This window comes from Psychrobacter sp. UBA2514 (genome assembly GCF_002341255.1).
GTDB classification, from domain to species: domain Bacteria; phylum Pseudomonadota; class Gammaproteobacteria; order Pseudomonadales; family Moraxellaceae; genus Psychrobacter; species Psychrobacter pacificensis.
Window position 1 is genome coordinate 1 of sequence record NZ_DDNS01000032.1, and the last position, 12,777, is coordinate 12,777.

General features: G+C 41.3%; 11 protein-coding genes and 1 pseudogene. 3 read left to right on the top strand and 9 right to left on the bottom strand.

The window, feature by feature from the left end:
- The 8 genes and pseudogenes from B3V51_RS08935 to B3V51_RS08970 form a co-directional block, all read right to left on the bottom strand.
- Positions 1-183, bottom strand: a pseudogene (locus B3V51_RS08935) (hypothetical protein); the annotation flags it as partial.
- Positions 184-283: 100 nt separating this feature from the next.
- Positions 284-1,525 carry a thiolase family protein gene (locus tag B3V51_RS08940; protein ID WP_025650710.1) on the bottom strand — a complete coding sequence of 414 codons (1,242 nt, stop codon included), beginning with the start codon at positions 1,523-1,525 and terminating at the stop codon, positions 284-286.
- 89 nt (positions 1,526-1,614) lie between these two features.
- Positions 1,615-3,177, bottom strand: coding sequence for a class I adenylate-forming enzyme family protein (locus B3V51_RS08945; protein WP_025650711.1), 1,563 nt, complete (start codon positions 3,175-3,177; stop codon positions 1,615-1,617).
- Between the two features lie 129 nt (positions 3,178-3,306).
- A complete protein-coding gene (locus B3V51_RS08950; RefSeq protein ID WP_025650712.1) occupies positions 3,307-4,335 on the bottom strand; it encodes an MBL fold metallo-hydrolase in 1,029 nt (342 codons plus the stop codon).
- Positions 4,336-4,349: 14 nt separating this feature from the next.
- The gene (locus B3V51_RS08955; RefSeq protein ID WP_025650713.1) at positions 4,350-5,126 is read right to left on the bottom strand and encodes an SDR family NAD(P)-dependent oxidoreductase; all 777 of its coding nucleotides are present in this window, start codon (positions 5,124-5,126) and stop codon (positions 4,350-4,352) included.
- Positions 5,127-5,176: 50 nt separating this feature from the next.
- On the bottom strand, positions 5,177-5,977 hold the full coding sequence (locus tag B3V51_RS08960) for an enoyl-CoA hydratase/isomerase family protein (RefSeq protein WP_228706538.1): 801 nt from the start codon (positions 5,975-5,977) through the stop codon (positions 5,177-5,179).
- 129 nt (positions 5,978-6,106) lie between these two features.
- Complete coding sequence (locus B3V51_RS08965) at positions 6,107-7,567, bottom strand: GntP family permease (protein ID WP_025650715.1); 1,461 nt, start codon at positions 7,565-7,567, stop codon at positions 6,107-6,109.
- A gap of 247 nt (positions 7,568-7,814) precedes the next feature.
- A complete protein-coding gene (locus tag B3V51_RS08970; protein WP_101212836.1) occupies positions 7,815-8,960 on the bottom strand; it encodes an acyl-CoA dehydrogenase family protein in 1,146 nt (381 codons plus the stop codon).
- Positions 8,961-9,291: 331 nt separating this feature from the next.
- Here B3V51_RS08970 and B3V51_RS08975 point away from each other — a divergent pair, with 331 nt between their 5' ends.
- Positions 9,292-9,933 carry a TetR/AcrR family transcriptional regulator gene (locus B3V51_RS08975; RefSeq protein WP_101212838.1) on the top strand — a complete coding sequence of 214 codons (642 nt, stop codon included), beginning with the start codon at positions 9,292-9,294 and terminating at the stop codon, positions 9,931-9,933.
- 125 nt (positions 9,934-10,058) lie between these two features.
- Positions 10,059-10,700: a DNA polymerase III subunit epsilon gene (locus tag B3V51_RS08980; protein ID WP_101212840.1), complete on the top strand. Its 642-nt coding sequence runs from the start codon at positions 10,059-10,061 to the stop codon at positions 10,698-10,700.
- 957 nt (positions 10,701-11,657) lie between these two features.
- Here the strand turns inward: B3V51_RS08980 and B3V51_RS08985 are convergent.
- On the bottom strand, positions 11,658-12,239 hold the full coding sequence (locus tag B3V51_RS08985; protein WP_286708293.1) for a M15 family metallopeptidase: 582 nt from the start codon (positions 12,237-12,239) through the stop codon (positions 11,658-11,660).
- A 296-nt stretch (positions 12,240-12,535) separates the two neighbouring features.
- Here B3V51_RS08985 and B3V51_RS08990 point away from each other — a divergent pair.
- Positions 12,536-12,777, top strand: a 242-nt coding sequence (locus B3V51_RS08990) for a hypothetical protein (RefSeq protein WP_286708294.1), incomplete at its 3' end; no start/stop codon positions are given.

Genomic DNA, 12,777 nt, shown 5'->3' on the forward strand with positions numbered 1-12,777 from the left:
CTCCACAGACTTGGTCGTCTTCACATTAATACGTGACTGGCGTAAGTTTCCCTTAAACTCCGAATCTCCCTCATCAGGCGAATTAAATACCCCTTCTGCTTTGATATAACCACCGATACTCAATGTTGTATCGCCCGTTGTCACAATATCGATCGCTTGCGCAGATGCGCAGGTTGCTACCATAGCCAATCCTACAGATAGCCTTTTTGTATAAAGCATCATTCCTCTCTTCCCTGTTATATGTTGATATCCTTATCAATGCCAATAATGAGTTAGTTAAATACTACTGCATAGCAAAGATATTGATAACGGCAGTAGCCTCTTCTACTCCATAAATACCGCCACCATTTTCTTGAATAGCAATTCGCGCGCCCTCTACTTGACGCCTGCCAGCTTCGCCCCGTAGTTGGGTCACCAGCTCATAGACTTGACCTAGTCCGGTTGCGCCAATCGGGTGTCCTTTGGACTCAAGACCGCCTGATGGGTTGACAGGGACACGGCCACCGATTGTCAGCTCGCCGGCTTCTGCTGCTCTACCCGCCTCGCCATAACCGACCAGTTGAAGATTTTCCACCTGAATAATCTCTCCCATAGCCGTAGCATCATGTACCTCAGCGACATCTACGTCGGCCGGAGAGACGCCCGCCTTTTCATAAGCTTCGGTAGCAGCAAGCGCAGTAAGGTGGTTTTTATAATCCTCAAAACTGCGATCTGAGCTTGAGCGCACGACACTACTCAATAGCTTGATGGCACGTTTAGCATCACCCTTTAGACGCTTTAACCCTTCCGCATTACATAAGACCGTAGCCGCAGCACCGTCAGAGATGGGCGCGCACATAGGCAGAGTGAGCGGATATGTGATAGGTGGTGCTGCCAATACCTCTTCTATCGTATAAGGTCGTTGATACTGAGCCAGTGGGTTATGCACAGAGTGGGTATGGTTCTTTGCACAGACAGCCGCGATTTGTCTTTGCGTAGTACCAAAAGTATTTATGTGATGGCGACTAAAGGCGGCGTATACATCCATAAACATCGAGTACGGTTTCGGAGATTGCGAGCCTTCAGGACATTCAAAGCCTGCGCCCATCGCCAATAAGGTATCCCGATTATCCGCAACCGTACTTACATCCCAAGCTGAGTCAAAAGCGGCAAACATCTTAGCCTTATCCTCATTGATCATTTTTTCAGCTCCTACCGCAATAGCGATATCACACGAGCCACTTTTGATCGCCATCGCTGCTAAATGTAAGGCGGTACTAGAAGACGCGCAAGCCCCTTCGATATTAAAGATTGGGATACTTTGAAAGCCCATCGAGCGTAAAGCTACCTGACCAGGAATCATGTGTTGACCCTGCATAAAGCCGATAACACAGGAAGCAAAATAAGCTTGCTTAACTTGCTCCAATTCAGCACCGGCATCGGTCAATGCCTGTTCTACCGCTTCACGCACCAAATCCTTATAACTGCGCTCTATATGACGGCCAAACTTGGTCATGCCAACGCCAGTAATATAAATGTCACTCATAGGTCATTCCTTTGAATTAATTTTAGAAAGTAAATATTTATCCATCAACACCAGTTGTAAAGACTAGGCTGTGAATATCAAGTACCTTACTAAGAGATTTTACGAGCCTCGCTCCAGTATTTTTCACGCACCTTTCTACGTAGCACTTTACCAACCACACTAGTGGGAATCTGCTCAACAATTAAGATAGTTTTTGGCGCTTTATAGCTACCAATCAGGTTTTTAACATGCGCAATGAGCTCAAGATCTGTCAAGCTAACATTGTCTCTAAGAATAACCTCAGCATGTACAGCCTCACCCCACTCTTCATGAGGGATACCTACTACTGCAGCTAGAAAGACATCCGCATGGCTATTAAGAGCAGACTCGACTTCATTGGCATAAATATTAAAACCACCTGAGATAATCATGTCTTTTTTGCGGTCGACAAGATAAATAAAGCCTTCTTTATCCATATAACCTAAGTCACCCGACTTCCAAAATCCATTATGGAATTCCTCAGCGGTAAGCTCAGGGGCATTCAGGTATCCTTGGCAGACACTACGTGAGCGTACCCAGAGCTCTCCTGTCTCGCCCTGTGGCAGTGTATTGCCTTCACTGTCAACGATAACACACTCAACACTAGGTGTAGGTTGACCAGCGGAACCTAATCGAACTTCGTCCACTTCTGTTTTTATAATATGTTTTTGGGTGCTCATGTTCAATGCAAAACCAAAGTGCTCGGTAGACCCATATCCCTGTATGAATATATTACCTAGCTTTGCCTGAAGTAATTTGAGTTTTCCTGGGCTCATAGGTGCTGCGCCATAAACCACATACTTAAGCGTACTTAAATCAGACTCAATCTCTAGCAGGCGATAAAGTATGGTAGGCACTAAGAATGTCAGCGTAGCCTTTTCTTTTTCAATATTAGCGCAGTAAGCATTCAAATCAGGGCTGTTTTGGGTAATCGTACAGCCACCCGAATATAACGTTGGCAATACAAGCATGCCACTACCATGACTGATAGGCGCTACGTGAATGCATCTTGGTTCATCGGCCCATATATCCTTGTCATCAAAAGCAAAGGCCGTATCACGGCAGCTGAACCAATTATCCATAGAGTACATAGCTGGCTTACCTTTGCCAGTCGTACCACCAGTAAAGCGAATCAGCGCACAATGCTCACGATCATCTAATTCAAAATCAGGATTATGATCAGGGGCCTGATCTACTAGCTCCCAAAAATAAAGGACACCCTCTAAGCTATCTTCTGGCTTATCCATAACGACGATAGTAATGCCTTGCCCTATTAACATTTCATAATGTGTTTTGAGTAATGACGTTTCAATAAATGCAACTTTCACATTAGCAGCCGCCACCTGCCAAGTATGCTCTTCAAGCGAATCTCTAAAATTGGTGAAGGCACCAGTAGCGCCGCCTTTAAAAATAGTTGGAGCATGAATCAATGATAGATTGTCATTATCCAGAATATTGATAAAGCGATCGCCAACACCTAATCCTAAGCTGACCATCATATTGACGATTTGATTGGATAAGAGGTGAAATTCAGAAAAAGTATATCTGCGGTTACGCTCTATATTTACTAAGGCTTCACGATCTCCGTAACGCTGCGCGAGTGCTGCCATATGATTACTAAAATTAATTAACATGTTTATTATCCTTAATAAGTGGTAGTCCCTTGTTTATCTTTACAGCCTAATCCTGCTATCGAATCTCTTACATTTACCATGAAACCAAAGGTTATAACTTTTTAGACGATCTCTAAAAAATATAATTGTTTAAGCTAACTGGTAGTACAAGACACCGGATAGTTCTGCAGTCTCGCAAACTACTTCTCCAGTATTCACCAAATAAGTAACGTGAGCGAACGTCTCTTCAAGCGCTAAACAACGTGCAAAACCTTTTTTCTTTGCCCATCCCAATACCGAACTTAACTCGTTGACAGTGCGCCATTGGTCGAGGTTTTTCCGCAGTTTATCTAACGAGGTTTGATGGTGCTGCAACACTTCACGAACTCTTTCATCCCCATGATAAAACGGCTTATTATGTGCGGGTAAGACCAGTGCATTCGTACTTATCCAATCAATCATATCGCTCAGACCTGCTAACCAACCGGCTAAAGGATCGGTCTCTTGGCTCATATAATTTAGGCCAACGTAGGGCGTGATATGTTCGATGATTTGATCACCTGAAATCATCACCTCTCCCGAAGCCTTTTGTAAACAAATATGCTCTATAGAATGCCCCGAACCCGACCAAAGATGCCATGACTCGCCCCCTATTTCAATCGTATCGCCAGACTTGACAATATTTACCTCGGTGGGCAACGAACCAAACATCATATCTAAGTACTCCCAAACCTCCTCCAGACTTTGCATGTCTTCTAGTGAGGCATCCATACGACTGTAGAAATGTGGCAAGTCACTGTAATCTTTAGTACTGCGATAACGGTTCTCAAGCCTTGCCTGTAAAATCTCCTTTTCGGAGATATATAAGGGTGCATCGCTATAATCCTCCAACCAGCCAGCCAGTCCAATATGATCAGGGTGTGAATGAGTGATTAAGATACCGGTAATTTTCGCGGGGCTAGGTAAGTTCTGTATTAAGCTTTTCCACAAGTCACGGTTTTCATCGGAGGCAGGACCTGAATCAATCACGAACCAGCCATCTACATCCCTAATCAAATAAATATTTATATGATCCAACTTGCTAGGTATTTTAAATCTAGTCCATAATATTCCGTCACTAACGACTAGCAACTCACCAAACTCTGGTGGCGTAATGTAACTTCCTTGCTGAGTACTCATAAAACTGCCTTCTATTATCTAGCCTGCAGTATCGTCGCAGCATCGAGACGAATATAGCGACCATTCATGTAGCTATTTTCAATTAGAAATGCACAAGTAGAGGCAAACTCTTCCATATTACCCATACGTTTAGGTGCTTCACACATAGCAATAAGAGCTTCACTAACTTTTGCATCAAGCGACTCCACCATAGGGGTCGCAAACATGCCTGGAGCAATGGAATTAACTCGAATACCCAATTTTCCGAACTCACGCGCTGCCGGTATATTGAGACCGTTAACGCCAGATTTTGACGCTCCGTAGGCGCTCTGCCCAATTTGGCCTTCCCAAGCAGCACCAGAAGAGACGTTCACAATAACGCCACGCTCGCCTTTTTCATCAGGCTCATTTAGTGCCATTTTTTCAGCACATTTTGACATGACGGTATATAGCCCAATCAAATTCACATTAATTACTGCTTTAAAATTCGCTAATGCCGAAGCTTTGCCTTCTCTATTTAGAATCTTCGCTGGAGCTACAATACCTGCCGCGTTGATGTCGGCATGGATAGCGCCAAACCCATCTATGATGGCAGCAATAGCGTTATCGACATCTTCTTCAGAAGTCACATCCGTACGACAGAACATGGCTTTATCTTTGCCAAGATCGGCAACAGCAGCCTCACCTGCTTCTTGATTCATATCTAATAAGGCTACCTTAGCCCCTTTATTGCGTACCATATATTGAGCAGTAGCTAAACCTAATCCTGAGGCACCACCACTGATAACGACAACTTTATTGGTTAAATTCATGATTCATTCCCTTGTTTTCTGATTAAAAATTATTTGAAAAATAACTTAAGTTAATAGCCGCGAAACTCTGGTTTACGCTTTTCACTGAACGCGGTGAGACCTTCTTGCATATCGTAAGAGCGCATATGAGCACGGAACAACACTTGCTCCTGTTGCAACGCATCATCACGCGATTTGTCTGCACTGGCATTAGCAACTACTTTCATTCTTTTTAGCGCTATAGGGCTTTTTTCCGCTATTAATTCTGCTAGTTTTTGCACTTCTTCTTGCAAGCTATCGGGGCTAACAACTTTATTAACGAAGCCATAGCCTCTCATTTCTTCTGCAGAAAGGGTTTCGCCAGTGAAAAGTAAATACTTTGCAACATTAAGTGGAATTAATCTTGGTAATACTGCCGCACCACCAGCTCCTGGATAGACGCCATAATTAGCATGAGCGTCCCCTATGCGCGCGCTGTCTGCAGCTATCACAATATCCGCACACATAGCAGTCTCTAAACCACCGGCCATAGTAATACCGTTAATAGCTGCAATAACTGGCTTAGGGAAGTTACGTAGTACATCAAGCACGTTAACGGTTAAGCGATCAATGAAATCTGCTTCGCCTGCAGGGCCATCGTTTGAGACTAAGATTTCTTTAAGATCCGCACCCGCACAAAAGGCTGTACCATTACCGGTAATGACCAATACTTTCACACTGCTATCTTCAGCAATCTTTGGCAGTAGCTCTTCATACTTATCTATCATATTAAGATTAATGGCGTTCATAGCGGCAGGTCTATTCAAGGTAATCCAAGCCGCTGGCCCTACTTGTTTAAATTCTAAAGCGTTATTTTCCATATGTAATTTCATGTATGGTTCTCCTATCGAACGTTAATTTTGAAAGCGCTATTATTGGTATGCGTATTGGCAGCATATGTCTCTATTAATATTTGGTTATTATTTATCATTAAGTAAACATCTCATAATTAATCAAGCTGCTTAGAATGAACCAAAGACAGTTCCTAAGGTAATAACAGCAATGATGGCAATTATCGGGATAGCAATAGTAACCGCCGCCACGTTGAGATAAGCCTGCTTATGAGTAAGACCACAAATACCTAGCATAGTAATTACAGCACCATTATGCGGCAGACTGTCTAGACCGCCGGAGGCCATAACGGCGACTCGATGCATCAGCTCTGGATCAATACCTGCTGAGACGGCCATGCGTAGATAATCTTCACCTAGAGTCGCTAAGGCAATGCTTAAACCGCCAGACGATGAACCAGTAATTCCTGCCAACGTCGTCATGGCTATAGCTTCTGAAATTAATGGATTATTAGGACTTATATTTAAAATACTGTCGCGAATAATGATAAAGCCTGCTAACGAAGCAATGACAGCACCGTACCCTACTTCAGAGCCGGTATTGAAAATAGGTAACATGGAGTCATACGTACCATTATTAATAGTTTTTTGTAGATTGTGCCAATGCCCAACTCGCATTATAATCAAGACCAAACAGGCAATAACTAACGAGATAATAATAGACCATAATCCTAATGAGCCAGCAATATTCAGATCAGGGAACTGAGTCTGTAGCGCACTGAAGTCAATCGAAGGAAAGATAGCGTAAACCAGTAACGCATTAATCCCAATAACCAATATCAGCGGTATGATAACCATCGTAAATGAAATTGGGGCTTTTTCCTTAACTGTATGACCCGTTACGAACTCTTCGCCTTGAGTGGTATTATTTTGAGAAATATCACTTTTCGCAACATTAATACCCCCTTCGAAACCATCCTTATGCTGACCATAACCTTCACCAGCCGATTTAGCTTTGTTTGCTCGTGACTGTACCCACCACCAACCCAGCACGAACATAATTATCCCGCCGATAACACCTAAGATAGGAGCGGCAAAAAGATTGGTATTGTAGTAAGGAATAGGAATAGCGTTTTGAATAGCAGGTGTACCTGGCAGTGCCGTCAAGGTAAAAGTAAAAGACCCTACCGAAATCGCTGCTGGGATTAGACGCTTAGGAATATCTGCAATCTTGAATAAGTTCTTGGCTACCGGATAGATAGCAAATACTACAACAAAACCAGATACCCCACCATAAGTTAATAATGCACATACTAAAATAATGGCTAGAATAGCTTTGCTTGACCCTAACTTCTTGACGATCGCATTAGCAATGACTGTGGCCGCTCCCGAATCTCCCATTAAGCGCCCAAACATAGCACCTAATAAAAATATTGGGAAAAACTTGAGTAAGAATCCACTTAATCCACCCATAAATATATCGGTATAAGCAGGGATACTGCTTAAAAAATCACCTGATAAAAATACGGCTAACACTGCCAATATCGGCGCCAAAATCAACACAGAATATCCACGATAAGCAAAGAACATCAATAACAGTAAAGTTATGATAATAGCAATGGTACTAAACATGATGGCCTCTCCTTGGCATACATCAATAAACCAGATACTAAGAGTTTTTTAATCGTTAAAATCAGTCTAATCGTTCAGGTCAAGCTAATTGTTATGCATTAACCCACGGTTTAGGTCGATTAAGCATGTTCCTTACAACTTGCTGACTGGCTACTGACTCAGTACTATTTATTACTAGTTGATTAAAAAACTCAGCTTTGTTTTACCCATACTTTCTCTTATTGGGACACTATTGCGTCGAGTAAATTTATCTAAAGGCTTGAATACCAGTCAGCGAACGCGCTATCAATAACTTTTGGATTTCAGTAGTGCCATCGGGGATGGTGCCAATAATTGCTTCTCGAGCTAAACGTTCAACAATATACTCTTTGGTAACGCCATTGCCGCCATGAATCTGCACAGCATCACGGCAAACTTTGACCGCCATTTCGGTGCTATACCATTTAGCCATCGCACACTCTTTATCACAACGTATACCATGATCGATCATAGTGGCGGCTCTTAGCGTTAGTAATCTAGAGGCATCTATTTTAGTAGCCATATCAGCGATTTTATCCGCTATTAATTGATGACCCGCGATCAACTTGCCGTGTTGGAAACGCTCTTGGCTATACTTAATAGACTCTTCCATTGATCTACGAGCAATAGAGTAACCCCAAGCTGCCATATGACAGCGCGCACGTTCAAAAGTCACAAGCGTATTCTTCAACCCAGAGCCCAATTCACCAATAGTATTGCTCACAGGGACTCGCACATCACCAAAAAATACTTGTGCCGTTGACTGACCATTTAAAGCCATTTTTTTAATACCGCGTACTTCAATGCCTGATGTGGTCATATCTACCAAAATATGGGTCAATTCGCCCTCAGCAGTTTTGCATGTGCATATAAAGATATCCATATGCTCGCCGTTTGAGATCCAGGTTTTTTCTCCATTGATAATCCAGTCGTCGCCATCACGCACTGCTCGAGTCCTTGCGGCAGCTACATCAGACCCTGCGTCAGGCTCAGATATCCCGATGCCTATAAACAAATCACCTGAAAGCAGACCCGGCACATACTTTTCTTTGATATGCTCTGGAGCATTTCTAATCAACAGATCAGCGCCAGAAACATTAATTAGGATAGGTAATGCCAAATCTATTGAGCTAACACCCACTTCTTCCCAAAGTAACAAGTGCGTCACCCAATCCAAGCCTAAACCACCCCACCTCTCAGGAAAGGGCGCTTTGATTAGGCCGTATTCTGTCAAAGTCTTAACAAAGCCTTTTAACATCTCTTTAGGAATGAAACCTTCTCCGTGAGCACGCAGCTTTGGTTCAATTTCATTATCCAGAACTTTACGCAAGCCGTCAGTGGCCATTTTCTGCTCTTCTGTCATTAACATGGTCATGGCTTCCTTTCCTAGTTTAGTGTGTTTGAAAACCTTCAAAATACTGGTTTTCATATTTCATAATCGCATTATATAAAATAATGATAATAAATATTATCATTTTATATAACCTATAAAAACTTATTAAATAAGGTTTGTAGGAATTATATTATGCAGTTGCAATACATATTGCAATCAATTATACAATAAAGATAATATAGATTATCCTCATATACTTTATTCAGGAGATATTTTTCTAAATAGCAAACTTGTTCAATCGGCGATTTATATACAGGCTAATAGAAAAATTAGAGGATAACAAAATGCAAACTATGAATTGGAGAATGTGAAAATGGCAGGCAAGGCTTTGAAGAGTAAACTGAGGAACAAACAATTAAAACCAATATCAGCTATGCGACCAGCAACCTTAAACAAACTTGAAAAAGCAGTGCTGTTGTTATTTTCAAATCATGATCCCTCCGAAGTGAGCATGATACAGATAGCAAATGCAGCAAATATGTCATTAAAAACTTTGTATAATTATTTTGGGGACAAGCAAACCATCATTTACACTATTTTAAATAGAGTGTTAGGACGTTTAGCGATCCGTATGATTGATCATTTGCAAGGTATTGATAGTGTTAAAGATCGCCTTCGTAAAACTCTTTGGGTATTTTTCGATTTTATTGATAAAAGCCCAGATGCTATGATGGTATTGTCCACAGCAGTGCCAGTTTCGCGTTATCGCGAAATTGCCATTTATGATAATAAAGAGTTAGTTGATTCTTATTTACAGGTGTTGAGAGATGGGCAGGAACAAGGCATATTGAATGATACGGTGCCTTTATTTACTTTATTTGATGTGTTTATAGGCTTTATTAGCCGCTTAGGATTAATGCATATTATACGGAGAAACCCAGCTCCTCTGAATGATAACTTCGATGAGCTGTTCATTATATTATGGCGCGCGATTAGTAAGCCCGAAATAGATTAACAATTTCTGAAGCTTGAGTTTAGCCGTTTACTAAAAAACGTAATAATAATTTTTAAATGGTGAAATATCTTGAAAAGTGAGTAACCTCATATTTGGAGCAACCACATATTAAGGTTCTATCTTGCATGCTTAGGGTACTTTCCAAGGTGACTGTATTGCAAGCACCAAGAGCGAAGCGCTTTAATCCTCTAAAAGAAATCAGCTTGGGCTCTATGGCAATATCACATATCTGTGATGAGGATGTGGCAGATGAGCCGCCTCATACTGATTTTAGACTATCTAACAGTGTTGAGTACTTGATTGGTCATAATATTGATTTTGATATGACCGTTCTGAAAAATGCTGGCGTGACCCATACTCCTAATCTGATATGTACTAATGCGATGGCTAACTACCTGCTTCCTACGCTTGAGAGTCATAAGCTAGTATACCTCCTCTATTACTTTCACCGTTATATAGCGCGCGCTCAAGCAAGAGATGCACATGCTGCCATTGCTGATATTTACTTCACTGAGCTGGTGCTTGGTAGTCTGATTGATTTAGCTAATAGCCAAGGTCATGAGATAAATGATGTGGAAAGCTTATATGAATTTAGTGAAATGGCGCGTATACCCACGCATTTAAGCTTTGGTAAGCACAAGGGTGAGGCTATTGCAGATTTAGCTGCTAGCTCTGAAGGTACTGGCTATATTAAATGGCTGCTTAAACAGGACAGTATTGACCCTTATTTAGCTCAAGCATGCCAGCAAGCATTAGAATCTTTATAAATACACTGATGTCGTCAGTTTTATAGTCTAGCTATGCTCAAAATTGAGATAGATACTAGAAATAGTTAACGCTCAAGTAGATCAAGTTCTTATTAAAACTATAACTTATTAGGTAGTAAACTCCTCAATATTATGGTGTTTAAAATATCGTCAATATCTGCATATGCCATGAATCAACCTTACTCTGATAAGTTATAAAAGCTCTATATGCTATTATCTATATAGTGTAGAGGGCTGGAGTATGAAATTTATTTTTCTTAGGTGACGCTATTAATATCGGGGTTTGAACCAAGAGCAACCAATCGTACCTTTATCGCGCAATGCTTAAACTCGCAATGTGGTGTAACCTATCAACTAACCTCAGATACTAATAAAAACCGATATTTTAAGTTGAATGCTAAAGGTGAATATAATGAAGCTGGACGTTGGAATATTGAATTCTCACTAATATAGGAAACACCTTCCTAACTGCTTGCCACTGTGGGGTAAGAATATATACACGATTTCCTAGTATTTTACTTCCCCACATATTATCTGAATGATATTAAGATACAGTTAGAATAAGTTATATTCTGCAATTAGCATATTACCTATATTTAACAATAAACAACAATTAATTTTAAGACCAAACTTACTGCAGTATTGATTGGAAAATCAATCTATAATTCGATTCAATTGTTGGTATAACCGTTGGTATAAGCAGAAATATTTACGAATAAAGACATTAAAATCAATAAGTTAATATTTAAATATGGTTGATACTGGGCCCACCATATTTAAACCCTTATAAGCATTGGCTTGTAAGGGTTTTTTATTGTCTGCTGTTTTGTTCTATTTTCTATCGGTGTGAAAAAAGTAATCATATAGTAATCGTTGTTGAGATGTTTAAGGTAGATCAAACTAAATCGCAGACACAAAAAAATGCCCTGCCAAATTAATGACAGGGCTTATCTCAGATTACTTTGAATATTTTGACCACGGCAACTGGTAATGCGGCCCATCTTTAAATGTTTTCCAATCGCCGCCCCATTCAATCGTGACGCCTAATTCCGTAGCAGCTTGCTTCACAACAGAAGCTAAAGGGAGGTAATAATCCCAATCCCATGTAACTTTGCCAGCTTCATCGAGCGCAAACAAATCGACAGCATGGCCGGTTAAGTGGCGGCTGTTCATCGTCTTAGTAGCGCCCTGCGTATACAGCTCTTTTTGCCGCGTGATTGAGCGCAAGCCCTCGCCTACACTAAAATCTACAGTTGTGATCTCAATCGCCCGTTTAACGACTTTTACCAAATCAGGATGCAAGCCGTCAAGCCGCGCCAGTGATTTAGCTGATAGTTTGTATTTACCCGTTGGCTCTGCTGGTTTAATCTCATTATTTACCGCATCGTCATCGCTATGCGCTTTGCAATGTATCGCAGCCTCTGCCATGGCGTAAAACCCTGCGTGTGACTGATTACCCCAGTTGCCATCTACTAGTCCTTCATAAAATCCATGCGATTTCATCGTGGCTTGTAGGTTTTTGATTGTTGATTCCCGCATTTATTCAGCTCCAAAAAAAAGCCCCATTAAGGGGCGTGGTGTTTTCGTTTTCTTAGCACTATCTTGTGCCGCGCTTTTATCACATCTTTAAACCCAATGATATTAAGCATGAGCGCAATAAATCGCGCCATTGTGGTCATCGGTGTAGGTGCAAAATCAACGGCCAGCAGTAAAAACAGCCACAATGCTGCTCAATAGCTAGCTAATGATGATAGGCACGACTGGTTCAATAGATATCATTACTGTAAAAAGGGAATGCTAATCGTAGGTATCAGGTCATTAAAAAGGAGTACGTTGTGGGCATCAGCATTGAATGGAGCATGACACAAAACGCTTGGGACAAACGGGTCTGTGAGGATTATTGGGCCTATAACCATAAAATGAGTTATATGGATTATGTCCATTTTCTTTGTCAAAAATATAGCATTAATACGCATGTATTATTTGAAACCGTAAGCCAATGCTACGCTTGCTTAGATGATGTGTGCTGCGAATATTGCGGAAGCGCCTGTCCAATTGAAGTACCTGCCGATATTGC

Coding starts and splice junctions, on each gene's coding strand:
- B3V51_RS08940 (WP_025650710.1), bottom strand. CDS start 1,525: ATGAGTGACATTTATATTACTGGCGTTGGCATGACCAAGTTTGGCCGT.
- B3V51_RS08945 (WP_025650711.1), bottom strand. CDS start 3,177: ATGTTAATTAATTTTAGTAATCATATGGCAGCACTCGCGCAGCGTTAC.
- B3V51_RS08950 (WP_025650712.1), bottom strand. CDS start 4,335: ATGAGTACTCAGCAAGGAAGTTACATTACGCCACCAGAGTTTGGTGAG.
- B3V51_RS08955 (WP_025650713.1), bottom strand. CDS start 5,126: ATGAATTTAACCAATAAAGTTGTCGTTATCAGTGGTGGTGCCTCAGGA.
- B3V51_RS08960 (WP_228706538.1), bottom strand. CDS start 5,977: ATGAAATTACATATGGAAAATAACGCTTTAGAATTTAAACAAGTAGGG.
- B3V51_RS08965 (WP_025650715.1), bottom strand. CDS start 7,567: ATGTTTAGTACCATTGCTATTATCATAACTTTACTGTTATTGATGTTC.
- B3V51_RS08970 (WP_101212836.1), bottom strand. CDS start 8,960: ATGACCATGTTAATGACAGAAGAGCAGAAAATGGCCACTGACGGCTTG.
- B3V51_RS08975 (WP_101212838.1), top strand. CDS start 9,292: ATGGCAGGCAAGGCTTTGAAGAGTAAACTGAGGAACAAACAATTAAAA.
- B3V51_RS08980 (WP_101212840.1), top strand. CDS start 10,059: ATGCTTAGGGTACTTTCCAAGGTGACTGTATTGCAAGCACCAAGAGCG.
- B3V51_RS08985 (WP_286708293.1), bottom strand. CDS start 12,239: ATGCGGGAATCAACAATCAAAAACCTACAAGCCACGATGAAATCGCAT.